Source organism: Catenulispora sp. GAS73, assembly GCF_041262085.1.
GTDB lineage: Bacteria > Actinomycetota > Actinomycetes > Streptomycetales > Catenulisporaceae > Catenulispora.
In genome coordinates this window covers 1-25,316 of the sequence record NZ_JBGCCM010000043.1, presented here as the reverse complement: position 1 = coordinate 25,316, position 25,316 = coordinate 1, and the positions used below count along the sequence as shown (strand labels likewise).

Annotated in this window: 11 protein-coding genes; 5 read left to right on the top strand and 6 right to left on the bottom strand. The window is 69.6% G+C overall.

Annotated features, from left to right (window positions below):
* Nucleotides 1–258 precede the first annotated feature (258 nt).
* A complete protein-coding gene (locus ABH935_RS42890; RefSeq protein ID WP_370383741.1) occupies nucleotides 259–864 on the bottom strand; it encodes an LmbU family transcriptional regulator in 606 nt (201 codons plus the stop codon).
* 239 nt (nucleotides 865–1,103) lie between these two features.
* Nucleotides 1,104–5,984: a discoidin domain-containing protein gene (locus tag ABH935_RS42885; protein WP_370383740.1), complete on the bottom strand. Its 4,881-nt coding sequence runs from the start codon at nucleotides 5,982–5,984 to the stop codon at nucleotides 1,104–1,106.
* Between the two features lie 284 nt (nucleotides 5,985–6,268).
* On the opposite strand from ABH935_RS42885, the gene ABH935_RS42880 reads away from it, so the two are divergent.
* A complete protein-coding gene (locus ABH935_RS42880) occupies nucleotides 6,269–12,367 on the top strand; it encodes an RHS repeat-associated core domain-containing protein (protein ID WP_370383739.1) in 6,099 nt (2,032 codons plus the stop codon).
* A gap of 164 nt (nucleotides 12,368–12,531) precedes the next feature.
* Nucleotides 12,532–15,330, top strand: a complete 2,799-nt coding sequence (locus ABH935_RS42875; RefSeq protein ID WP_370383738.1) for a helix-turn-helix domain-containing protein — start codon at nucleotides 12,532–12,534, stop codon at nucleotides 15,328–15,330.
* A gap of 251 nt (nucleotides 15,331–15,581) precedes the next feature.
* On the opposite strand, the gene ABH935_RS42870 is transcribed toward ABH935_RS42875, so the two are convergent.
* The 4 genes from ABH935_RS42870 to ABH935_RS42855 all read right to left on the bottom strand — a co-directional run bounded on the left by ABH935_RS42870 (nucleotide 15,582) and on the right by ABH935_RS42855 (nucleotide 22,830).
* On the bottom strand, nucleotides 15,582–18,707 hold the full coding sequence (locus ABH935_RS42870) for an efflux RND transporter permease subunit (RefSeq protein ID WP_370383737.1): 3,126 nt from the start codon (nucleotides 18,705–18,707) through the stop codon (nucleotides 15,582–15,584).
* Nucleotides 18,708–18,712: 5 nt separating this feature from the next.
* The gene (locus ABH935_RS42865) at nucleotides 18,713–19,150 is read right to left on the bottom strand and encodes a hypothetical protein (protein ID WP_370383736.1); all 438 of its coding nucleotides are present in this window, start codon (nucleotides 19,148–19,150) and stop codon (nucleotides 18,713–18,715) included.
* On the bottom strand, nucleotides 19,147–22,239 hold the full coding sequence (locus ABH935_RS42860) for an efflux RND transporter permease subunit (protein WP_370383735.1): 3,093 nt from the start codon (nucleotides 22,237–22,239) through the stop codon (nucleotides 19,147–19,149). The genes ABH935_RS42865 and ABH935_RS42860 overlap by 4 nt, the downstream gene beginning before the upstream one ends.
* A gap of 69 nt (nucleotides 22,240–22,308) precedes the next feature.
* Nucleotides 22,309–22,830 (bottom strand): L,D-transpeptidase, encoded by a 522-nt coding sequence (locus ABH935_RS42855; RefSeq protein ID WP_370383734.1) that lies wholly within the window; start codon nucleotides 22,828–22,830, stop codon nucleotides 22,309–22,311.
* A gap of 207 nt (nucleotides 22,831–23,037) precedes the next feature.
* On the opposite strand from ABH935_RS42855, the gene ABH935_RS42850 reads away from it, so the two are divergent.
* From ABH935_RS42850 to ABH935_RS42840, 3 genes are all read left to right on the top strand, one after another.
* Nucleotides 23,038–23,913, top strand: a complete 876-nt coding sequence (locus ABH935_RS42850; protein WP_370383733.1) for a D-alanyl-D-alanine carboxypeptidase family protein — start codon at nucleotides 23,038–23,040, stop codon at nucleotides 23,911–23,913.
* A gap of 161 nt (nucleotides 23,914–24,074) precedes the next feature.
* Nucleotides 24,075–24,611: a L,D-transpeptidase gene (locus ABH935_RS42845; RefSeq protein WP_370383732.1), complete on the top strand. Its 537-nt coding sequence runs from the start codon at nucleotides 24,075–24,077 to the stop codon at nucleotides 24,609–24,611.
* Nucleotides 24,612–24,773: 162 nt separating this feature from the next.
* On the top strand, nucleotides 24,774–25,184 hold the full coding sequence (locus tag ABH935_RS42840; protein WP_370383731.1) for a hypothetical protein: 411 nt from the start codon (nucleotides 24,774–24,776) through the stop codon (nucleotides 25,182–25,184).
* Nucleotides 25,185–25,316: the final 132 nt, after the last annotated feature.

Sequence of the window (25,316 nt, the reverse complement as noted above, 5' to 3'; positions counted from 1 at the left end):
CCCGACGGCCTCCGCGCGGGGCTCTGGTCCGCGCGAGGCCGTCAGCGCCGACCGGTTTTGACCCTTGGCACGTGTTGAGCAAAGGACATGGCTCCGCGGTGTCGAAATCGCCGATCGTTCGTAAGGCCGCAAAGCCCTTGTCCGTGATCGCGTAGGAGGACTCCATCCTCGGCTTCCTTGCAGAGCCTGCCCACCACCGCGCGCATGGTCTTGCCTCCTCCCCGACCTCGGGCGGCGGCTTCGCTCGGTCGCGGCGTCTCAGGAGAGTGCCTGTTCGGCGCCGTCGTCGAGGGTCAGGACGATCCAGTCCTCAAGGCCGCGGCCGAGGCGGCGGGCGGCGTCGCGCCAGCGGGCGATGCGGTCGGCTGCGATGCTCAGTTGTGGTAGGGCCGTGGGGGTGGGGGCCGGCGGGGTGGCGGTGCGGGTGGCGCGGAGGTTGCGGCGGAGTTCGTTGCGGGACCAGTGGTGCTCTTCGGCCAGGTCGAGCCAGTGTTCGCGGGCTTCGGGGGGTACGGCGGCGAGCTCGGCGTGGTGCTGGAAGCTCAGGTGTTCTCTGCGGCTTTCCAGTTCGTAGCGGCGGGCCACCCAGGCGTAGTTGCGCAGGGTCTGGAAGTCCAGGTTCACGGCGGCGGCCACGGCGCGGTAGCGCTCGCCGTACTTGTACTGGCCGTAGACGAGCCAGTCGCCCAGGCACCATGCGGTGCAGTTGGCGATCGCCGAGATCTTGTGGCCGACTTGTTCCCACGCGGTGATGTCGAGTGCGTCGGGGATCTGCAGCCCCAGACTCGTCACCATGACCTGCCGGCGACGGGCCCCCTGCTGGTTCGGAACACGGTCCGGCTTGCTGACTGCCAGCTGATCCATGTCGTAAGGGTCCATCACCGGCCGAATCCGTGTCGAGATCGGCCGCGAAGGTGCGGACAACTTGGCACGGAGCGCGCCTGACCAGCTCGTATGCACCACGCGGATGACGGTGCCGTGAGACGCGCCGGGGCCGCCACGACGACGCGGCGGCCCCGGCCCGGATGCTGACCCCGGCGACGACGCCGGCGATCAGAGGAGATCAGCACAGATCGTCACAGATCAACACAGATCAGAGGAAATCACAGCGACCCGACTCCCGTCGCCATGGTCGGCACGCCGGCCGCGTTCGCCAGATCCTGGTAGTACGCCGCGTTCGGCGCGCCTCCGGTCAGCAGCGTGGGCGACGTCGGGTTCCCGGAGTTCCCCCGGGTGCCGCCGGTCACGACCGAGTCGAAGTCGATGTATCCCTTGTAGTTCCAGTTCGACGGGGCCGTGATGTCGTTGTCGGTCGGCACCCGGATCTGTTCCTGGGCCGAGGTGAACGGGTTCGCCGGGTCCGGCGCGATCGAGGTCAGATACACCTTGATGCCGAGACTGCTCAGCGGCAGTATCAATTGCCTGAATCGGTTCTCCAGAGTCGGGTAGTCGGTCCCGGCGAGCAGGTCGTTGGTGCCCAGATCGATGATCACCGAGCGCACGTTCGGTTCGTCCTGCACGGTGTTGAGCAGGTTGGCCAGCGCGCCGGCGGTGGTCGCTCCAGCCGTGGAGAGGTTCACGATCCCACCGGGGCTCTGCTTGAGGTCGCCCAGTGCCGAGGGAAGTGTGTCGACCCAGGTGTGCCCGTCCGCTCCGGACCCGAGGCTGGTCTGATCGCCGAGGACGACGACAGTTCCCTGCGTCGTATCGGTCGTCGTGACATCCGCGTCCTCGACATACAACCAGTCGGTGGCCGTTCCGGTGCTGCTCCACGTGGTCGGCGAGCCCGCCGTGTCGCCTGTCGCGTTCCCGGACGCGACGTACGTCGCCGGCCCGCCGCCGTAGGTCGTGGCGTCGGAATGCACCGGCGCGATCGTCGCCGTGCCCGGGATCGACAAGCTGACGACCAGGTTTCCGCTCCCGCCCGCCGTGCTCGGCAGTGCGACCGGGTCGGAGTACACCTCGGTCCCGGGGGCCAGCGTGACGGAGGCCGAGTTGTTGAACGTCAGCGCGGTCGGCGCCGTCGCGCCAAGCGTTCCGGGTCCGGTGCCGGCGGCCTGAGCCGCCAGCGTGACCGCCCCGAACTGAACCGGGCTCGCGCCCTCCGGGTCGGTCAGCCGGATCCGGATCTCGGGTCCTGCCGCCGCGCCGAGGCTCGTGTTCGTCGGATGCACGATCTCGCGCAAGGTCTTGGCGCTGAAGGCCGGGCTCGACGACGAACCCGTCGTGGTGTCGGCGGGTGCGGCCCAGACTCCGACCCAGTTCGCGGCCGAGCCACCCACTGTGGCCGTGTCGGCCGGACGGGTGCCGATCGCCAGGACGTGCAGCGCGGTGGAGCACGAACCCGGGATCATGGTCGTCGTATGGGACGGCAGTGTGATCGAGGCGATGGTCTTGGTGCCGTCGGTCGGCAGCGCCACCGTGTAGAGGTAGGTGTCGCGGGTGGTCGGTGTGGCCGAGGCGCCCTTGTCGTAGGCGGTCAACGTGAGCGCCGGGTTGATCCCGGCCGGCGGGCTGCTGCTCCAGTCGGGGACGGTCCCGAGCCCGTCCTGCCGGTCGGTCCCGTCGGTGTAGGTGATGGTCACGTACCCGCCCGAGACCGAGCCGCAGGTGGCGGCGGCGAGCAGCGCCACGGACTTCGTCGGCACGCTCGGCACCGGGTTGGGGATGGTCTGGCCGAGGGCGATGACGTTGTCGTTGCCGCCGTTCGGAGCGGTCAGCTGGAACGCGTAGCCGTTGATCGGATCCGGTGCCGTGGCGCTGAGGCCGGCCGCGGCCAGCGCGCCGGAGGACAGCGCGTTGTTCCCGGTCCCCAAGTCGAAGGACGCCGAGGACGGCTTGTTGTCGGTGGCGATGCCGCTGTTGTTCATCGCGGCCGAGAAGTTCGCGAACGAGGACTGGCGCACGGGAGCGACGGTCAGGTAGTCGACCGCCGCGTTGTACCCGGTGGAGCCGGCGTTCTTCCCGGTCACCGTCATGGCCAGGCTGTGCTGCCCGGCGGTCAGGTACGCGCCGCCGAGGACGACGTAGGCCGAGTCGCAGCAGCTCGACCGGTAGCCGTCGAAGGACGGCGCGCCGTTGGCGGTCAAGGCGTTGCCGTCGATCGTGTAAGAGACCTGACCGTAGTTCGTGGCGCGGGTCATGTTGGCGCCCAGGGCGTAGTAGCCGGCGGTCGGCACCGTCAGGTTCAACGTGTAGACGTCGCCGAGCTGGTTGCCGACGAAGAAGGTCTGAGCCCCGTCGGACAGGCTGCTGTACGTACCGAGCTGAGTCAAAATGTACGGGCTGTCACCGTTGGCACCGGTCACCGACGCGCTGACGAGGTCGGTGCCCGCAGCTTCGTACGTCCCCGAGATGACGCCGCTGTAGACCGCGATCTGCTTGAGCTGGAGGTAGTAGGTGCCGTAAGTGTCAGTGGTCAGATTTGTGGCGGTGACCCTGACATACCGTGCCGAGGTCGGCGTGAAGGCGAAGTGCCGCGGGCCGTCCCCCGGCCGGGGGAAGTCACCTGGCCCGGAGTCCCGCGTCGTCCACGTCGTGCCGTCGGTGCTGGTGGCGATGGTGAAGGCGGAGGGGAAGCCGGAACCGGTGACGTCCGGGGTGTCGTCGCGGGGATACAGGTCGACGTCGTCGACAGGCTTCGTCGCGCCGAGGTCTACCTGGGCCCACTCGGTGTTCGCCGCCGCCGTGTGCGGTGCACTCGACCATCCGTTGTCCGTGCCGGCGGCCTGGTAGTTCCCGTCGGTCAGGTTCGAGGCGGGCCAGCTGCTGTTCACCGTGCTGCTGACGGTCACCGGCTGGTGCAGGGCCAGGTTCGCGCTCGGCTGCGTGATGTCGGGAGCGACGTAGAACGCATAGGTCGCCGACTCGTGGGAGGGCATGTTGGCGTAGTTCACCGCCTCCACGTTCAGCGTGTGATAGCCGACGGACAGACCCGGCGGGATCGCGATCGCGGCGCTGCCGCCCCGGATCGGCGCGAAGCCGTCGGTGAGCTGCGTGCTGCTGTTGAAGTTCTGGACTCGCTTCGTCGCACAGGCCGAGCTGTCGGCGGCTCGCTCCGTGCCCGGACCGGTCAGGGTGTAGATGAAGCCCTGCAGGTTCGGATCAGGACTGCTCGCCGTGAAGGTGCCACCGGTCTGGGACGGCTGGCCCCAGTAATCCGGCGGATAGTCGAAACTCGTGATCGTGGGAGTCGTCGGCGGCGTGGCGAGCACGGTGAACGTGCCGGAGGTCGTGGTGCTCGGCGCCGACAGGTGGCCGTTGTCCACCGCGACGCTGAACGTGTACGAATGGTCCGCGCTCAGCGCGCCAGCCGGTACCTGCCAGGCACCGACGTTGCCGGACGGCGTGTTCTTCGCGGAGCCGGTGTGCCCGTTGATGGAGAAGTTCAGATTCACGTTGAGCGGCGGGCTGTTGTTGTCTCTGGCTATGGCGGTCAGCTGCGGAGTCAAGGTGCTGACGTAGGTCGTGCCGTTGCAGGACACACCCGAGCCGACGTAGAGGTTCGTGGCCGCGCTGGGCGGATAGAAGTAGGTGACGGACAGTACGGGATTGTCGTCGAACTGCTTCCACACCGAGGGATGGTTCGGGTCGTCGCGGAGCTCGACAGTGGCGTTCGACCACCAGTTGTCCGCCGTCGTCTGCATGAACGCCCTGGCGTCGAGCGACACGGCCGCTGCCGGGCAGCCGTTTCCGGCCCCGGAGGAGGCTTGGCTGAGGTAGTTCGACTCCGGCCCCGGATAGGTGGTAGAGCCGGAGATCGGGCCCGCGGAGTACAGGTCGACCGGATCGGCCGCGCAGCCGTTGTTTCCGTTCCAGATCTGGGTGATGCCGAGCGTCGCGGCCTGGACGTTGGCGTGCGTCCCGTTGCTGGTGCCGCCGTCCAGCGGAGTCGTGTTCATCTGGAAGTACGTTCTGAAGTCCGCCGTGAGATGGCAGTCGGAATAGCCGCAGTAACCCACTTCGACATGGCCGCTGTCGCTGCCGTTGAGCCAATGGCCGCCGGAATCGGCGACCGTGACCCAGACGTTCTGCTGCCAGGTGAGGCCGGGATCGAGGTAGAGCGGGAACTTCTCCCCGGTGCCGGCCAGCGCGTCTGTCGGCGGCACCAGCGCGATGTCGGCTCGCCTCGCGCCTTCGCCGACCGTCGTGGCCAACGGCCGGACGATCCCCGAGCCGGGGTTGTCGGGGGTCGGCGCGGGGCCCTTGCGGCCGTCCGACGTGGAGTCCCACATCCTGGGTGCCCCGCCGGTGAAGACCGTCGAGCCGGCCTGGTCGACGACGTCGAGGCGGCCCTGAGCGGCCTGCTTCATGGTCAGGCCGGTGCCGGTCGCCGTCAGGTGCAGCGTCCTGAGGGCCGGATCGGCCGCGGCCGCCGCGTCATGCACGATCAGAACCTCGGTGTAGGAGTCCGCCGTGGCCGCCATCCTCAAATCGACGCCTGGGAACACCTGCGGGTACAGGGCGGTGCCGCCCGAGACGACGGGCTTGGGCAACGGCGTCGGCCAGCTCAGCGACAGCGTCCGGGGCGCGCTCGACGGGCTGCCCGGATCGGTGACCGTCACCAGCGGGGCGGTGCCGCCGCCGGAGAACGCCAGCGGGAGCGCCGAGGCGATCGGTGAGAACGTCCCGTCGGAGTTCCGGGCGAGGGTGGTGGTGATCGGCACCCAGGATCCGTTCTTCTGGACCCGCACCGGATGCTCGTTCGAGGTCATGGTCAAGGTGCCGTCCGGGTTCGCCGTCACCGCGAGGGTTTCGGTGGTGAGCGCGTCCACGCGCACCGGCCGGCCGGTGGCCTTCGCCCTCGCGCCGGCGCTCAGCTGGGCTGCGAGCTTTGCGGGCGCGGCGTCGTGGGTCGGCGTCGACTCAGGTGCCGGCGCCGAAGCTGCGGCGGCCTCCGCCGCCTGGCTGGTCGCGGCCAGAGCGGGGGTGGCCACGACCCCGCTCAGCGCCAGGCCGGTGATCGTGGCGCCGATCGCCACCATCCGGGCCAGTGATCTACTTCTCAGTCTATTGATATCAGCGATGTTCATATCCTGATTTCCCGTTCGTCTCTTGAGCTGCTTGGTCCCGGGCGGTCGGCGGCCGTTGCAGGCTAATGACGCGGGCTGGGCACGGGCGAGCAGAACGGGTATCGCCCCGGCGCCGCTTATCCCGCCGGCGAGACGTGTGCACCACCGGTTTGCTGCCGCCTGGGCGGGTGCGCGGGTTACGGTGCGCCGGAAAGCGGACCCGTGTCCGTCGTCGGTAATGACAAGGTGTTGTGACTATGGAGTACACGCCAACTGCGGCAGGGACGAGAATCAGACTGACGGCCACGGCGCTGGCCCTGGCGCTCGCCGTGGTGACGGCGGGGGCGGTGGCCAGGCCCACCAGCGCCGCGGCGTCACAACAGCCTGCGATACCTCCCACGACGATCGTCTCAAGTTCGCCCGTCGCGGCCGGGAAGGGGCCGTCGGCGCCGGGGGCGGGAACGCCCGCGGCCACGGACGGGCCGACCGGCCCGGTGGGGAACTTCAGCGCCTCCTCGCTGAGCCCGGAAGGGTCCTGGACGGCCGGCGGCAGCGACGGGTCGTTCGCCTGGTCGTATCCGATCACCGTGCCGCCGGCGTCGGCGGGCGCGGTCGCACCGCGCATCGCCTTGTCCTATGACTCGGCGGCCGTGGACGGGGAGACCGGAACCACCAACAACCAGTCCTCGTGGATCGGCCAGGGCTGGGGATACGAGCCCGGATTCGTCGAGCGGACCTACCGCAGCTGTTCGGACGACACCACGCTGCCGTCAGCGGATCAGACCCCGGACTCGTGCTGGGCCGGACAAATCCTCGCCTTGTCCCTGAACGGCAAGAGCACGGCGATCGTCGCGGACGACCACGGCGGATTCCGCCTGCAGGCCGACGACGGCTCACAGGTCACCCAGCTCACCGGGGACAGCAACGGCACGCACAACGGGGAGTACTGGAGGGTGACCACGACCGACGGCACCCAGTACTACTTCGGGCAGGACAAGGCCCCCGGCGCTCCCAACAGCACGAACTCGGTGCTCACCGAGCCCGTGTACGGCGCCCACCCGGGCGATCCGTGCAACGCGGCCGACTTCGCCTCCTCCTCGTGCACGCAGGGCTGGCGGTGGAACCTGGACTACGTGGTCGACGTCCACGGCAACGCGACGGTCTACTACTACGACCGCGAAACCAACTACTACACACCGGACAACGGCCAGAACGGCGCCGTACCGGTGCAGTACGTGCGCGGTGGGGAACTCGACCACATCGACTACGGCCTGCGGCTGGAGAACGGCACCGTCTACGGCTCCCCCGTCCCCGACGTCGTGAAGTTCCTGACGGCCGAACGCTGCATCTCAAGCACGTTCAGCTGCGACCCGTCGCAGTTCACCGCGCCCAACGCCAACTACTGGCCGGACACGCCCCAGAATCTGCAATGCCAGTCGACGTCCTGCCAGATCCATTCGCCGACGATGTGGACGACCAAGCGGCTGACCACGATCACCACGAAAGTCCTGAACGCGAGCACCGGCCAGTACCAGTCGGTCGACTCCTACGCGCTGACCCAGCAGTTCCCGAGCACCGGCGACGAAGAACTGACGCTGTCGAACATCGTCCACACTGGCTACGACTCCAGCGGAGCGAACCCGGTGTCCGAGCCGCCGGCGACGTTCGAGGGGCAGCTGTACGACAACCGGATTCCCGGCTACAACCACCTTCCGGGGCTGGCGCACTGGCGCATGTACAACATCGCCACACAGACCGGCGAGACCATCTCAGTCACCTACAACACTCCGCAGTGCACGCCGTCGAACCTGCCTCCGGCCTCCGACACCGCCGCCCAGCAGCAGGCGTTCGCGTCGACGAACACGATGAGCTGCTACCCGGTGTTCTGGACGCCGCCGGGCTACACCGGACCGATCTTCGACTACTTCAACAAGTACACCGTGGCCTCGGTCCAGGTGTCCGACCCCAATGCCTTGTCTCCCAAGCAGATCACGCATTACTACTACCTCGGCGGCGCGGCCTGGCACTACGACGACAACGAGCTCGTCAAGCCCACCCAGCGCACCTACGGGCAGTTCCGCGGCTACGCCCAGGTCCAGACCACTACCGGCGACACCGGACACACCTCCAACGGCGTCGCCGACGGCCTGACGCTGACTCAGAACACGTATTTCCGCGGCATGGACCAGGACACCCTGCCGAACAACGGCGTCCGGTCGGCGGTCGTGCACAACACCTTCGGCGGACAGGTCGCCGACGCCGACACCTACGCCGGCCGGTCCTACGAATCCCAGACCTTCAACGGCGCCACCCTGGGATCCAACGGCCTGCCGGCAGCCGGACCGGAGCTCTCGGCGACGGTCACCGCCCCCGAGGTCGTCGCCACCACGGCCACCCGCACCCGCACCGCGGCCGGACTGCCGCCGCTGCTCGCGCAGATCGTCGGCACGGCTTCGTCCACCGCGTACACCGACCTGGCCGCCGGCGGCACCAGATCGACGGCCACGGCCTCCTCGTACGACTCGGCCGGCCGGGTCGTCGCCACGCAGAGCTCGGGCACGAACGTGCCGACCACGTGCACCACCACCAGCTATGCCGACAACAGCACGAACTGGCTGCGCGACAAGGTGGCGGAGACCGTCACCGCGGCCCAGTCCTGCCCGAGCCCGGTCGGGGCGCCGCTGACCGCCTCCGCGGTGCTGCGCGACCGACGGAACTACTACGACCAGTCCGGGAGCCTGGGCGCCGCGCCCAGCCTGGGTGATCTGACCCGCACCGACGTGGCGTCGGCGAACAACGGCGGCACCCTCACCTGGATCGCCGACGACGCCACGGCCACCTACGACGCCTCCGGCCGGGTGCTGACCGCCACCGACGCGCTCGGGCACACCGCCAGGACCGCCTACACCCCGGCCGACGGCGGATCGCTCACCCGGAAGGCGGTCGCGAACCCGATCTGCGCCGTCTCCTCGACGCTGGCAGGCTGTGCCACCACCAGCGAGGTCTACGACGCCGGCCGCGGTGTGGTAACTCAGAGCACTGACGCGGCGAACCACAAGACCAGCGCGCAGTACGACGCGCTGGGCCGCCTGATCGCGGTGTGGACACCCGGCTTCGCGCCGGGGTTGACGTCGGCGAGCACCACGTATTCCTACACACTGCGCAACAACGGGCCCGAGGCCGTCACCACGAACACGCTCGTCGACGACGGCGCCGCCGGCAACAACCTGAACTACCGGAGTTCGGTGGCGCTCTACGACGCCATGGGCCAGAAGTTGCAGACCCAGAGCGTCGGTGAGAACGGCGCCATGCTGGCCTCCGACTCCAAGTACGACTCCCACGGCTGGGTCGTCGATGCCAACAACGGGTACGCGACGAACGGTACTCCGGGCCCGACGCTGATCAGCGTCGCCGATTCGGCGGTGAACTCACGCACCCAGACCGCCTATGACGGAAGCGGGCGCGCGACCCTGGTCACCCCGTACAACGGGCTCACGCCGACCTCCGCGGTGCAGACCGTCTACGGCGGCGACCGGACCAGCACCATCGGGCGCCTCGCCGACGGCAGGACCTTCGACCCGGCGGTGACCGCATCCACGAAGTTCACCGACGTCCGCGGCGGAACGACCGAACTCGACCAGTACAGCGGAGCGCCGACCGTCAGCGGATCCACAGTCGCGGGACCGGCGACCGGGAGCATTCCCGGAACTCCGGGAACGCTGGCGACCACGTACACCCTGGACGCGCTCGGGCAGCAGACCGGGATGAAGGACAGCGCTAGCAACCAGTGGACGACCGGCTACGACCTACTCGGCCGCGCGATCAAGCGGACCGACCCGGACACCGGCACCACGACCACCGTCTACGACGGCGACGGCAACGTCGCCTCCACCACCGACGCCGACAACAAAGTCCTGTCATACCAGTACGACCCGCTGAACCGCAGGACCGGCGAGTACGACTCGCTCACCCAGAACGCGAGCACGCAGACCGCGAGCTGGCTGTGGGACACCGAGCAGAAGGGCCGGCTGACCTCGACGTCGACCACGAACGTCACCCTGGCCGACGGCACCACCGGCACGATCGTCGAGCAGGTCGACGGCTACGACGGCGCCGGCCGGGAGGGCGGGTCGATCGTCACCGTCCCCGGCGGGGAGACCGGACTCGCCGGCACCTACACGACCACGACCGCCAACACGAGCACCGGCCTGATCACCTCCACCACGCCGGCGGCGCTGCCCGGGAGCCCGGCCGAGACCGTCACGACGACCTTCAACGCACTCGGCGACGCGACGTCGAACGCCGGATACAACGCCTACGTCTCGGCGACGAGCTACACGCCCTACGGCGAGACCGCACAGCTGACCCTCGGCGCGTCCAACGCCCCGGTCTGGCTGACCTACGCCTACACCGCGCAGACCAGGCAGGTCGCCGAGACGAACGTGTCGGCCCAGCTCGCGCTTCCGCAACTGGACGACACCAAGTACGCCTACAACCCGGACCAGCGCATCACTTCGGTCACTGACACCCAGGGCTACGGTTCCACCGCACCGGTGCAACAGCAGTGCTACAGCTACGACACACTCGACCGGCTCACTGAGGCGTACACCGCCGCACATCCCACGAGTGACGGCAGCTGTCCGACCGACCCGGCCACCGCGGGCAAGAGCGCGGTCGGCGGTCCCGAGCCGTACTGGTCGACGTGGACCTTCGACCAGCTCGGGCAACGGCAGAGCCAGGACCAGCACGTACTCGGCGGCCAGAGCACGGACGCCACGGCCACGTACAGCTACGGCCAGGGCGGCCACGCCCACGCGCTCAATTCCGTCGCCATCGCCGGCCCCGCCGGGCAGACGAACCTGACCGGCTACGTCTACGACAACGCCGGCGACGCGACCACGTACCCGGCCTCCGGGGCGTCCGGCACCCAGACCCTGACCTGGAACCCCCAGGGCCGGATGGCTTCGGACACCACCACCTCCGGCACCACCACGACCCAGGTCGACGACGCCGGCGGCGGCCAGCTCATCACCCGGAACAGCACCACCGGAACAGACACGCTCTACCTGCCGGGGGAACAACTCAGCTACAGCACCAAAACCGGCGTCGCCACCAGCACCCGCTACTACACCTATGGCTCGACCGTCGTCGCCGAGCGCGTCGGCGGGGGCAACCCGCAGTATCTCGTCGGCGACCAGCACGGCACCGACCAGCTGAGCGTCGACAGCGTCACGATGAGCACCACCCGCCGCCAGCTGGACCCCTACGGCAACCAGGTCGGCCCCGTCAGCGGCGGAAACTGGCCCGACCAACGCGGATTCCTGGACCAGCCCCAGGACGCCTCGACCGGGCTGGTGAACGACGGCGCCCGCCAGTACGACCCCGCCACCGGCCGGTTCCTCACCACCGACCCCCTGCTGGAGGCCGGCTCCCCGCAGCAGCTCAACGGCTACGCCTACGCCGCCGGCGACCCCGTCAACGGCAGCGACCCCAGCGGGGCCATGACATTGAGCGGCGGTGGCGGCGGGAGCTACGACGGAACCTGCCAGTCCGACAACTCCTGCGGCTCGAACGGGAGCGGGAACACCGATCAGGGAAGCAGCCCGACCGATCAGTGCTGGGGCCCCGGCGGGAACTGGATCTGCGGGTCCAGCGGCAACACCGACGCAGGCAATAGCTCAAGTGACCAATGTTGGGGTCCGGGCGGCAACTGGATCTGCGGGAACGACGCCGACAGCGCTGCGGTCACAGCGGCGCAAAGCGTTGTCAACGCGGTCTCGCGCGTCAGCCAGACCACCGCGTCGCACGGCTCGTCGTGTGGAATCTTCTCGTTCCTGATGTGCCTCGGAGGCGTCGGCGAGTCCGGCGGGTCGAAGTGCCTTCTCGCACATTCCGACGGGAGCTGCGTCGGGTCGGGCTACCTCAAGGCCTTCATCTCCCAGGTCACGGGCAGAGGTTCGGGCGGCGTCTGTCTGAGCGGCAGCGCGGCGGTGGGCCTGGCGATCGGCGCATCCTTGTGCCTTCAGCAGGACAGCACCGGTCACTACGGACTGACCTTCTCGCCGCAGGTCGGATTGGGCGGGATCGGGGCAACCGTGTCCATCGATCCCACCATCTCCAATGCCGACACCCTCAACCAGCTATCTGGATGGAGTGCGTATGGCGATGCAGCGGTAGGTGAGCTCGGCTACGTGCATGGTGGCCTGAGCTACGGCGGAACGCACAACAACGCCGGATTGCCCGTCGTCTCCAGCCAGGGCGGCGTCGGCGTCGGTATCTCACTGATCCCCGTCGTCCTCTCCGGCGGAGTCAGCTACACCTTCGTCATTCCACTCGGCCAAAATCCGCCGCAATAGCCGTCGGCGCCGACTGCGGCCCTTGAACCGACCCGTGCGGTTCAAGGGCCGCTTCGCGTCTCCGGCCGGTTATGACGGCTCTTCGGCCGCCGCAGACGGCCGACACGGAGGATACTGGTGGCCACGCCACCGGCAGACCCGGCGCCGCGAGGAGGAGCTGACGGATGTCTCGCTGGAAGCCGCTGCGGGACGGGCTCGACCCGTTGGTGGTCCAGTTCGTCGTCGAGCTGCGGCGGATGAAGGATGCCAGCGGTCTGAACCTGACTCAGCTCGCGGGCAAGACCGGGCGCAGTGCCTCGTCATGGGAACGGTATCTGGACAGCCGGGTGATTCCTCCGCTCGACGTCGTCGAAGCGCTGGCGAAGCTGGCCGGCGCCGACCCGACGAGGATCACGGTGCTGCATCGGACCGCGAACGGCGCGTGGCGGGCCCCGGATTCCAGCGCCGGAAACGCATCCGGGGCGTCGGGGACGACGAAGGATCCGATGCGGATCCCGCCGGCCTCGACCCACCTCGCGGCCGAGATCCGGGCCCTGCGCGAGCGCGCGGGTCTGAGTCTGGCCGCGCTCGCGACTGAGACGCGCTACAGCAAGTCTTCCTGGGCGCGGTGGCTGACCGGTAAGGCGGTGCCGCCGTGGCATGCCGTGCATGCGCTGTGCGCACTGGCCGGAGGAATCGACACCGACCTGCGCGCGCTGTGGGCACTGGCGGAATCCGAGTGGAGCGGACGCGGGGTCGTCGCGACGGCCCGCGAGCCGTCGACAACAGCGCCGCCGGGCAGCACGGTGCGACCGTCCGAACTGCCGGCGGATCCGGCGGATTTCACCGGACGCGACCGCGAGACCGAGCTGATCCGGCGGCTGCTGACCAGCTCGCGTCTGGCACCGGAAGGACCGCAGGAACCGGAGGCACCGCAGGAACCGCAGGCACCGCAGGCCGACGGACCCCACGCGCCGGCCCTGGTCGCGATCTCCGGCCCGGGCGGCATCGGCAAGACCGCGCTCGCCGTCCACGCCGGTCATCTCCTGGCCCGCGAGTTCCCCGACGGCGAGCTGTTCGCCGACCTTCGCGGTGCCGGCCAGGCTGCCGCTGTACCCGCCGACGTTCTGCTCGGATTCCTGAGCTCGCTGGGTGTGCCGGCCGGCGAGGTGCCGCCCGACGGCGCGGGACGTTCGGCACTGTTCCGCAGCCTCAGCGCCGGGCGTCGGCTGCTGATCGTCCTCGACGACGTGGCCGACGCGGCGCAGGTGCGGCCGCTGCTTCCCGGATCAGGATCCTGCGCCGTGCTGCTGACCAGCCGGCACAAGCTGCCGGATCTGGCCGGGTGTCAGCACGTGGACCTGGACGTCCTGCCCGCGGACGACGCCGCCGCCCTCGTCGCCCGGATCGCCGGACGCCCGCAGATCCGCTCCGAGTCCGCAGCGATCCGGGAGCTGGTCGCCGCCTGCGGCCGGTTCCCGCTGGCGCTGCGGATCGCCGGCGCCCGGCTGGCCACCCGAGCGTCCTGGACCGCGGGCGATCTCGTCGAACTGCTCGGCACCGACCGGCACCGCCTCGACGAACTGGTCGCCGGCGACCTCGGGGTGCGCGCCACGTTCGACCTCAGCTACCGCGGCCTGCCCGCCCCGCAGGCCCGGGCCTTCCGGCTGCTGTCGATCGGCGGCCTGGAGGAGATCGCGGTGTCCAGCGCCGCCGCCCTGCTCGACCTGCCCGACACCGCGGCCCGGCGGCTCGCCGAGGCGCTTGTCGATGCCAGCCTCCTGATGCCCTCGGCCGCCGGGCGCTATCGGTACCACGACCTGATCCGGCTGTTCGCGCAGGAGGCGGCGCAAACCGGCGAGTCGGGCGCCGACCGTGTCAGTGCCCTGGCACGCCTGGTGACGCTCTACCGCGGGAGGCTTCAGAGCGCGCTCGCGCTGATCCGGAGCGGCCAGGCCGACGGGGATCCCTCACAGGCGGTCTTCACGGATGCGAACCGGGCCAGGCACTGGCTGGAAACCGAAGTCCGGAACATCACGAACACCGTCGTGCACGCGCTGCGGCAACCGGAGCTGCCGCCTGCGGAATCGCTGGCGATCATCCACGCCGGCCAGTCATTCCTGCGCTCGTCAGGGTTCTGGGACAGCAGCCGGCGAATGAGCCAGGCCGCCCTCGAACGCGCCGTCGCGGACGCCGACCCCGCCGCCGAGCTGACGGCACGGCAGTATCTGGGGATGATCGCCGTCCTCACCGGCGACCCGGCAGTGGCCCGAGCCCAGCTCACACAAGCCCTCCACCTCGCCCGCGCCCTGCACGACCGCACGGCGCAGGCCGCGGCGCTGAACCGGCTGGGACTGCTGCACTTCACCCGCGGGGAGATCGACGAATCGATCGTCTCCCACCAGGCGGCCCTGGACATCTACCGCGAGCTCGACGACCGCACCGGCATGTGCACCACGATGATCAACCTGGGCAAGGCACTGTCCGAGGCGGACCGCGCTGCGGAGGCGCTGCCGCTGATCGAGGCGAGCCTGTCACTGGCCTCGGCCGCCGGCGACGAGATGAGCGTCGCCTTCGCCGAGTACAACCTCGCCCGCTGCTACCGGCGCTTGCGCCGCTACCACGAGGCGATCGCCGTCCACCTGGCGAGCCTGCCCAAACTCCGCGAGTCGGGCCTGCGCGAAGGCGAAGCACACACCCTGGCCGACCTCGGCGAGACCTTGCTCGAAGCAGGCCGGCCACACGAGGCCCTGACCTGGCTGCACGACGGAATCGCAGCCCTGCGCACCCTCGGCGACCGGCACTCGGCCGCCACCCACGAGATCGCCGCCGGCCGGGCCCACCGGGCTCTCGGCGATGAGGCCGAGGCCGTCCTGGTGTGGACCGCGGCGCTGGAAACGTTGACGATCACGACTCCCACCGACGCGGCCGCCGTCCAGCAGCTCATCGACGAGAGCCCGCTGCGCGGCGCTGGGGATCGCTGACCCCGCCATGCCCGACGCCGCCAGAACGCTGACGTCCTCGATCCCCTCGCAACTGATTGACCGGACCGTAAGCTCACCCACAAGGCCCATGACGGCAAATTCTGCCGCTACTTCTCAAGACGGCGGCCCCTCTTTGCCGCTGATACAGGAGCCGGCTCAGCGCCGCCTCGGCGACGTCGCCTCGGATTGCGTGGATTCTGTCCAGGCATCCGTCGCGATCCGGCGGTGAGGAGGGTTCCGGCTGGTGGCCGTCACGACCGCTGACGGCGCCGCCCGAACCGCAGATACAGCGAAGGCACCACGAGCAGCGTCAGCAATGTCGACGTGACCAGTCCTCCGAGGATCACCACCGCCAGCGGGTACTCGATCTCGTGGCCCGGCAGGTCGCCGCGCAGTACCAGCGGTACCAGCGCTAGGCCGGTGGCCAGTGACGTCATCAGGATCGGTGACAGACGCTCCCGGGCGCCGCGTACCACCAGCGCCGGTCCGAACTCCATGTTTTCGCGGCGCTCCAGGTGCTGGCAGTGGTTGATCAGCAGGATGCCGTTGCGGGCCGCGATGCCGAACACCGTGAAGAAGCCGACCAGGGCGCCGATGGTGATGACGCCGCCGCCCATGCTGATCGCGATGATGCCGCCGACCAGCGCCATCGGCAGAGTCACGAACAGCAGTCCGGCCAGTCGCCACGACCCGAAGGACAGTTGGAGCAGCAGCAGGATCGCGATCGCGGCGGCGATCGCCGTGGTGAGCAGCGTCCGTTGGGCGTTCTGCCGTTCCTTGTACTCGCCGAGCATCGCGAAGTGCATGCCGGCCGGCATCGCCACCGCCCCCAGGCGGTTGCGGATGTCGTCGGCCACGGCTCCCAGGTCCCGGCCCTTCACGTCGGTGCTGACGTCCAGGTAGCGCGAGTTCCCGTCGCGCGTCACCCGGTACGGGTCGCTGCGTACGCTGACCGTGGCGATGTCGCCGAGCCGGATGTGCTTGCCGGCCGGGGTGTCGAGTTGCATCGCGGCGATCGCGCTCGTGCTGTCGCGCGCACTCGGGACACTCCAGACGTAGACGCCGTAGATCTCGCTCCCCATGAAGATGTTGCCCATCTCCTGGCCCGCCACCACGGCCGCGGCCTGGCGCCGCACATCGCCCGGCTTCAGGCCGACGGCAGCGGCTTTGGCCAGGTCCACTTCGATCTGGATCTGCGGTGTGTCCACCGAGATGTCCATATGCGGGTCCTGCACGCCGCGCACCTGTGTCACCTGGTGCAAGACATCGGTCGCAGTGGCTCGCATCTGGTTGAGATCCTGTCCGTAGACACGGATGGTCACCGCCTGCCGGGAGCCGGATAAGACCTCTTCGATACGTTCGTTGAGATACGTCTCCACGTCGCGGAACAACCCGGGGTAGGTGTTCACGACGTCCCGCACCTGCCCGACCACCTTGTCGTAGTTCGCCTTGGGATCGGTGCTGATCCACGCCTCGGCGGCATCGATGCCCACGACCTCCTCGCCCCCGCGAGCCCGGCCGATGTGCGCGCCGAAGCTCCGCACCCCGGGGATCGCTTGCAGCCTCTGGGAAAGCATCGTCGTGGCGCGGACCATCTCCGTGTCCGACGTGGCGGGGACGGCATCGAAGTGGATGAGCAGATCGCGTTGTTTGAAGGTGGGGAACAGCGACTGGCCGAGCTGCGGCACGATCAGCGCGCCGGCCACGACGGCGACGGCGAACACCGCGTAGGCCGCGGCCGGGCGCCGCACGATGCGGGCCAGCAGCGCCGAGTAGCCGCGCTGGAGCCACCGCACCAGCGGTGAGGGACCGCGCCGCAGCGGGGCGCGGCGCAGCATGATCAGGGTCAGGGCGGGGGTGACGGTCAGCGCGACGCACAGCGAGGCCACGATCGCCAGGGTGTAGGCCAGCGCCAGCGGTTTGAAGAACGCGGCGGTCAGCCCGTGCAGCAGGAACACCGGGACGGCGGCCGCGACGATGATCAGCGTCGCGTAGACGATCGGCGCACGGACCTCCAGCGACGCCTCAAGGATGATCCGGGCGGTCGGGGTGTCGCTGCCGGCCGACCGGGCCTCGCGCAGCCGGCGCAAGATGTTCTCGACGTCGATGATCGCGTCGTCCACGACCGCACCGAGGGCGATGATCAGCCCGGCCAGGATCATCGTGTTGATCGTGGCGCCGGTGTAGTGCAGGACCACCAGCGCGGTGACCAGCGACATCGGGATCGTCAGCAGGCTGATCAACGCCACCCGCCACTCGAACAGGAACAGCACCAGGATCACCGTGACGAGCGCGAAGCCGATCAGCAGCGAGGTGCGAAGGCCCGCGATCGACTCGTCGATGAACGTGGCGGGGCGGAAAATGGTGCTGTCGAAAGTGACGCCGGGCAGCCCCGGCTGCAACTGTTTCAGCGCACTCTGGACGCCCGAGGTGATCTTCAGCGTGTCACCCCACGGCAGCTTCTCCACCACGAGCAGCAGCCCGGGCTGACCGTTGACGACGGCGTCGCCGATGATCGGCAGGCTGTCCTGGACGACCGGGCCGACAGCGCTCAAGGGCACCAGCGAACCCTTGGCCGCGTGGTCTTCCAGCGGTACCTTGGCCAGCTCTGCGGGACTGGACACGGACAGCTGGTGCACGATCTGCAGCCGCTGACTCTCAGTGTCCAGGAATCCACCCGCCCCGACGACGCTTCCGTTGGAGAAACTCAGCGCCCCGGAGTCGAGTGCGTCGGACGCGGTGCGCTCGACCTCGTCCAGGGTCGCGTGCGCGGCGGCGAGCTTGGCCGGATCCACCTGTACCTGGAAGGTCGGCTGCCGCTCATTCCAGATCGACACGTCCGCCACGCCGTCGACGGCCAGCAGTCGGGTCTTCACCCGCCACAGCGCCAGCCGGGACAACTCCTCGGTCGAATACCCGGGCCCCACCATGCCGATCTGCACCACCCGCGCGGTCGCCGACACCGGCGGCAGCATCACCGGCGGCGAGGCCCACTTCGGCAGCGTGGGGCGTACCGTGCCGAGCCGCTCCTGCACCAGTTGCCGGGCGTGCAGCAGGTCCGTTCCGGGCTTGAAGACCATGACGATCGAGGACAGCGTCGGCACCGACGTCGAGCGCAGCTGGTCCAGTCCGGGCATGCCGTTCATGGCCAACTCCAGCGGCACCGTCACCAGCGACTCGACGTCCGACGTGGACAGTCCCAGGCTCTCCGTCTGGACCTCCACCTGCGGCGGCGCGAACTCGGGGAAGACGTCGACGGCACTGGACCGGATGGTGGCCGCGCCGAAGGCCATCAGGGCGACCGCCGCCGCGACGACCAGGAACCGGTAGGTCAGGCTCCAGGAGACGATCGCGCGCATCACCGTGGGACGAGTCATGGTTCTTACTCCTCTCCCACGCCGTACTCGGCGCCGAGCAACTCCGGCGCGCCGATCGTGACCACCGCGGTCCCGGCCGCCGGTCCGGAGCTCAGGAGCGCCTCGGTCCCGATGACGCGGACGATGACGATCGCGTGCCGCAGGTAGGACCGCGGCCCGACCGCCACGTAGGTCCAGGCCGCGCCGTCCGGGCTGTAGATGACGGCCGCGGTCGGGATCACCATGCCGCCCGACGCGGTCCGCACCTGATCGGTGCGGACCCGCACGGCCTCGAACGCCGACTCGCTCAGCTTCACGGTCGGCAGCACGGCCCCGGGGGCGGGGTCGAGGACCGCCGGGGGCGCCGGCGGGCTGTCGCCTTCGTGGCGCGAGCAGCCGGCCGAGGTCACGAGGGTCGCGAGGATGGCTCCCAGACGCACGACACGGAAGCGCCCGGGGGTCACGTGCGCGCCGCCTTGGAGAACCATCGCAGACATAGCGCGGGCAGCAGAACCAGCATCACCAAGGATGTGGTGACCATGCCGCCGATCACGACGATCGCCAGCGGCCGTACCACTTCCATCCCGGCGATGTCGCCCACGACGGCGAACGGCAAGGACACCAACACCACACCCACAGCGGTCACCAGAGTCGGGAACACAGACCGGCGCACGGCCATCTCGACTGTGTCAGCCCTCGATGTCGCCGCGCCGGGCACCTCGGAGCCCGAAGCCCGCACCGCGGAATCCGCTTGCGAACGCTCCATGTCCCGCATCACCACCAGCCCGGCGCGGACCGCGACCCCGAACACCGCGAGGAAGCCGGCCAGCGCCCCCACCGTCAGCGGCCCGCCCGCGACGGGCGCCGTCGCCACGCCGCCGGCAAGTGCGAGCGGCAGCGCGCAGAACAGCAACGCGGCACGCCGCCAGCTGCGAAGAGCCGCCTGGAACAGCAGCAACACCCCGACCGCGACGCCGCCGACGGCAAGCAACGTATAGCGATCAGCGTTCTGATTCGCCACGACATCGCTGGACACCTCGACGTGGTAACCGACCGGCAGCGCGAGGTTCTCGACCGCGGAGCGGACCCGGTCCACAGTTCCACGCACGTCTCCACCGGGCACGTCCGCGGTGACGTCGATGTAGCGGGAAGCCTGATCGTGGTCGATCTCGGCGGGCGCCGGCTGCACAGACACCGTCGCGACGTCCTTCAGCGGCACCTGGCCACCGCCGGGGGTGTCCATCGGCAGGTTCTGGATCGCCGCCATCTCGCCGCGCATCCCCGGCTCGCTCCACACCGCGACGTCGAAGATCTGCTGCTGCTCGTAGTAGCTGCCGACGGGGATTCCGGCGATCAGGACGGCCGTGGCCCGCCGGATGTCTCCGGGCTTGAGGCCGTGCGCGGCCGCGGCGTCGACGTTGGTCGCGATCTGGATGGACGGTTCCATGGTGGGCGTCTGGACCGCCACGTCGGCCGCTCCGCGCACCCCGGTCACCGCCTCCCTCAATCGCCCGGCCGTGGCGGCCAGAGCCGTCGGGTCGGTGCCGTACAGGCGGACCCGCACCGGCGGTCCGTTGCGCGTGCGGTTGTCCGCCAGCGAGGCTTCGGTGAAGGTGAGCAGCGTGTGCCGCACACCGGGGTAATCGTTCAGGACCCGGCTGACCGCCGCCTTCGCCGCGCCGTAATCAGCCTTCGAAGACAGGGTGATCCAGGTCTGTGCGGAACTCACGTCGACCGCGCGGTCGCCGAGCAGCGCTTGTCCGACGTCGCTGGCCACGTCGGTCACCCCCGGCACGGCGCGCAACGACTGGCCGACCGAGGTCGTGGTCTGCTCCATCGCGGTCAGCGAGGTCCCGGCCGGCGCCTGCCAGCGCACCAGGAGGCTGCGCTCCTGCATCGTCGGGATCAGTGAGCGGTTCCCGAACTGCGGGATGATGAGGACGCAGCCCACGAGCAGCACCGCTGCCGTCCCGAACAGCACGGCGGTGTTGGCCGTGAACACCGACAGGACCGCATCGTAGGCGCGCCGCAGCTTGAGTGCGGGGCGACGGGGCACGGCTTTGCGCAGCACCAGATGCGCCAGCGCCGGGACGAAGGTGATCGCCACGAGCGCGGCAGCCGCCACCGCCAGCAGGTAGGCACCCATCATCGGTCTGGCCAGGGCTCCCGCGCGGTCCTGCAAGGTCAGGATCGGGATCGTCGCCAGGGCGATCACCGCGAGCGCGAAGATCAGCGGACGGCGTACGCCGACAACAGCGCCGACGACGGCGGAGTCCTCACGGCCGGCGACCCGGACGGCCTCGGCCGTGCGGACGGCGTCGTCCACCACCACGCCGAGGGCCGCGGTGAGGCCGGTGAGCGTCAGAACCGTGAACGTGGCGCCCACCAAATAGAGCACATATGCCGCGGCCACCACCGGCAGCACAGTCCCGGCCAGCGCGATGAGCAGCACCCGCCACGACCGCCAGCACACGCCGAACCACAACGCCAGCAACACCGTTCCGGCCAGCGCCGTCCAGCCCAGGTGGACCAGCGCGGCGTGAACGTAGGTCGCGGGCTCGAAGACGCCGGTGTCCACGGTGACACCACGCAACCCGGGGGCGAGCTCGGCCATCGCGGCCCTGATCCCGGAGGCGACCTTGACCGGATCCGCGCCGGGCGACTTCTCCACGACGAGCAGGAAGCCCGGGCCGCTTCGCAGCACCGCGTCCCCGCGCAGCGGCGGATGGTCGGCGACCACGGTCGCCACGTCCCGGAGCAGCACCGGCTGGCCGGTGGTGTCCTCGATCGGCACCGCGGCCAGGTCCGCGGGCGTGTGGATGGGCAGCAGGTGCTGGATCGTCAGCCGCTGGTTCGGGTTGTCGATGAAGCCGTCCGCGCCCGGCGAGGCCGCCTCGACGAAGGTCAGCGGCGAGGTCCACATCGCGTCGCCGGCGGTGTTGATCACCTGGTTCAGGGTCACGCCGCGGTTGTTCATCCGCGCCGGATCGACCAGCACCTGCAGCTGAAGGTCGCGCTGGCCCCAGAGCACGACGTTGGCGACGCCGGGCACGGCCAGCAGCCGCGGCCGGATCCGCCAGCGGGCCAGCGTCGACAGGTCGGTGGCCGACATCGTGGTCGAGGACAGCGCCACCGCCGTGGCCCGCGCCTGGACCGACAGCGGCTGGATCATCACCGGAGGGGTGCCGACCGCGACCAGCGCGGGCCCCTGGGACACGCGCTCGGTGAGCAGTTGGCGCGCGCGGTAGACGTCGGTCCCCGGTTTGAAGGAGAGGTCGATGACGCTGAGCCCGGGCAGCGAGGCCGACTGGATGCGGTCCAGGAACGCCAAGCCGTTGAACTCGTCTTCCAACGGCACGGTGACCAGCTGCTCGACCTCGCTGACGGACAGGCCGAGCGCCTCGGTCTGAACCTGGACCCGCGGCGGGTTGAATTCCGGCAGCACGTCTACCGGCGCATGACGGAGCCCGGCTACGGCGACCACGAGCAGCACGGCCGCGGCGGCCGTCAGGACCGCCGCGAGCCGCAGGCTTGAGGCGATGATCCAGCGCATCACTGCCTCATTTCAGTAGATTGTCATCAGCTTGCTACTACGTGCCGGACTCCTCGCAGCCGACGGCGGTCAGCGGGGCTTGTGCCCCCAGATGTAGACGACGTCGCCGATACCGAGCATCGGGAACAACCTGGCGGAGTCGGCGACCGTCAGGTTGACGCATCCGTTGGACCCGCCCTTGCGGATGTCGGAGTAGCTGCCGTGCAGCGCGTAGTCGCCGTGGAAGAAGCTGCTGAACGGCATGGGCTCGTGGAACAGGTACGAGTACTGGTGGCGGTTCCGCAGCCAGATGTGGAACAGACCGTCCGGGGTCCGGCGCCCGGGCATGCCGGTCCGGATCCGCACCGCGGGAAAGATAATCTTGCTGCCCTGCTGTACCCACAGCTGTTGATGGTCCTGGTCGACGCAGACGACCTTGCGAGTCAGCTGAGGGCAGTGCGGCGCGACCCGCGTCGTGGCGGCCTGCGTGGTGGTCGGCGCGGCGACGGCGAACAGCGCCGAGCAGGCGGCCAGGAAGACCGCGACACGGCGAGCCGCGGTCGGGCGCTGCCGGTCCCGGGCCGGAAGTGCGGAATCTGGGGCTGTAACCATGTCTGATAGATGGACAGTACGTAGTCTGATCTACCGGCTATGTCCCGGGAGCCACCCGTTTGCCGCCACGCATCACCCGTTCGTCCGCATGGAGGTTTCGATTGCCGCGGCACCGTCCGGAGGCAAGCGTCGCCAGGCATCAAAACCTTTGCATCCGCTGCCGTGTCGCAGCCCGGAACGGCCGTGAACCGGGATAACTTGCCGAGCATGCGCACACCGATTCTCCGTCGCCGCTTCGCGCGCTGGGGCACTGCCGTCCTGATGACCGCCGCCCCCGCCGCCACGGCTGTGCCCGCCCAGGCCCTCCCAAGCTCCCCGCTGCCGCCGACCGGCCAGGCGGCACTGTGGTCCGCCGGGCACGTCATGACCAGCGGCCCGGTGTCCACGCCGCAGCCCATCGCCAGCGTCACCAAGGTCATGACGGCCTACCAGGTGCTGACGGACCATCCGTTGCGGCCCGGCGATCAGGGCCCGACGATCACGGTCCTGGCATCAGAGGTCACCGACTACCGCGCGGCGCGCCTCGGCGGCGAATCGGTGATCCCGGTGGCCGCCGGCGAGCGCATCAGCGAGCGCACCGCGCTGGAGGCCATGCTGCTGCCCTCGGCCAACGACATGGCCCGGGTCCTGGCCCGCTGGGACGCCGGCAGCATCAGCGGCTTCGTGTCCCGGATGAACGCCACCGCCGCGCTGTTGGGAATGCGCAACACGCACTACGCCGACCCGGCGGGCGTGAACACGGCGACCGTCTCGACGGCCACCGACCAGCTGCGGCTCGACCAGATGGCGATGGCGAACGCGGTGCTGGCCGGCGTCGTCGGTGAGAAGTCGGCCACCGTGCCGGTGGCCGGGACGGTCCACAACTCGAACCCCCTGCTCGGCACCGACGGCTTCGTCGGAACGAAGACCGGCTGGACCTCCCCGGCCGGCTCGTGCCTGATGTTCGCCGCGCGCGAGGCCGACAGGCACGGCGGCGTACACATGGTCTACGGGGTCCTGCTCGGCCAGCCCGGCGGCCCCAGCTCGGCGAAGGTCTTCATGGCCGCGAGGCGGATGGTGGACGCGGCCCGCTCGGGGCTGTAGCTCACCGCGGTGTTCTCCAAGCCCCGGCGATCTCCAGGCATGTCCCGCTTGTCCTCATTGCCGGGCCGGCAGTACTGCACCCGGGTGATCGTGCTGCGACGAGTGGGTGACTCCGATCCGCCGCACGCACACCCGGCGCCGCAGCCGAGCATCGATGAACCGTGAATCCCTCCTTCCACCGAGCCGGCGTCCGCGCCGCCTCCCGGGCCGCCTCCCAGGCCGCTTCCCGTGCCGCCTCCCGTGCCAGAGCGACAGCCGCGGTCATCGCGGCCGGTATCGCGCTGATCACCCTCACCCCGGCCGTCGCCGCCGCCGACGCGAAACCGGACCGGGCGAACCTGTGCCCGCACCCGCCGGGCCGCATCGTCTGCGTCGATCAGGACCACCAGCGGATGTGGGTGCAAAAGGGGTCGAGGATCATCTTCGATCCGGTCCTGGTCCGGACCGGTTATCGCGGGATGTGGACCCCGAACGGCACCTTCCACGTCTACGCGCGACACGAGTGGCCGAACGCGCCGCTGCTGCCCTACAGCCAGTTCTTCCACCGTCACTACGCTCTGCACGGATCCCGCGACGACCTCCGCAAGGGCAAGTCGAAGGGATGTGTGAACATGAGCGTCACGGACGCACGGCGGTTGTGGAAGACGTTGGAGATCGGGGACACGGTCTACATCTGGGGACACAAGCCCGGTACGTGAAATACCGCGTCTTGTCATCCCACGGGGTCCCACCTGACGAATCCACTGATCCAAACGGGCGCTAAGTGTGAAGAACACGTGTCGCCCGTTCGTCGATCGCGGAATGGGGCGTGATGGGTGCAGAGATCGGCTCTGCGACCACACCGTCAGGAGGGACCCCACATGCGCGCATCGCGCATCGCCGCCATCACCGTCATGGGAGCGGCAGCCTTCGGAGTGTCCGCCACGTCCGCCTACGCGGACGAAGGCAGGTCCGGAAGGATCGAAACCTCGCCCCACGTGGTGAAGCCCGGGCACGTCGTGCGTCTCAGCACCGAGGCCTGCCACTGCGGTCCGGCCAAGGTGCACGTCACCATCGACGGCAAGCGCCACTGGGTCAAGCTCGCCAAGTGGACAGCCGAGGGCAAGACCGGCTGGTTCAAGGTCCCGCGGGACACCGACCCCGGAAGGTACGAGGTCGAAGGCCACTGCAAGTGGGGTCGCGGCATCGAGGGCGCCTTCTGGGTCCCGAAGGAGCACAAGGAGCACCACCGCACGGTGCACCATCATCACCACCACCACTGCGCTCACTGACGTCCACGGCGTCATAAAGCCGAGCGCGGAAGCGGGGGGGGGGGGGGGGGGGGGGGGCCGGGGGCCCCGACAGCGCGTGGGCGGCAGAGACCCTCACCCGGGGCGCGCGCGCCGGCGCTGGGCCCGCCGCGG

Bases quoted from the DNA above. Each gene is read 5' to 3' on its own strand.
- ABH935_RS42890 (WP_370383741.1), bottom strand. From the start codon at position 864: ATGGATCAGCTGGCAGTCAGCAAGCCGGACCGTGTTCCGAACCAGCAG.
- ABH935_RS42885 (WP_370383740.1), bottom strand. From the start codon at position 5,984: ATGGTGGCGATCGGCGCCACGATCACCGGCCTGGCGCTGAGCGGGGTC.
- ABH935_RS42880 (WP_370383739.1), top strand. From the start codon at position 6,269: ATGGAGTACACGCCAACTGCGGCAGGGACGAGAATCAGACTGACGGCC.
- ABH935_RS42875 (WP_370383738.1), top strand. From the start codon at position 12,532: ATGTCTCGCTGGAAGCCGCTGCGGGACGGGCTCGACCCGTTGGTGGTC.
- ABH935_RS42870 (WP_370383737.1), bottom strand. From the start codon at position 18,707: ATGACTCGTCCCACGGTGATGCGCGCGATCGTCTCCTGGAGCCTGACC.
- ABH935_RS42860 (WP_370383735.1), bottom strand. From the start codon at position 22,239: ATGCGCTGGATCATCGCCTCAAGCCTGCGGCTCGCGGCGGTCCTGACG.
- ABH935_RS42855 (WP_370383734.1), bottom strand. From the start codon at position 22,830: ATGGTTACAGCCCCAGATTCCGCACTTCCGGCCCGGGACCGGCAGCGC.
- ABH935_RS42850 (WP_370383733.1), top strand. From the start codon at position 23,038: ATGCGCACACCGATTCTCCGTCGCCGCTTCGCGCGCTGGGGCACTGCC.
- ABH935_RS42840 (WP_370383731.1), top strand. From the start codon at position 24,774: ATGCGCGCATCGCGCATCGCCGCCATCACCGTCATGGGAGCGGCAGCC.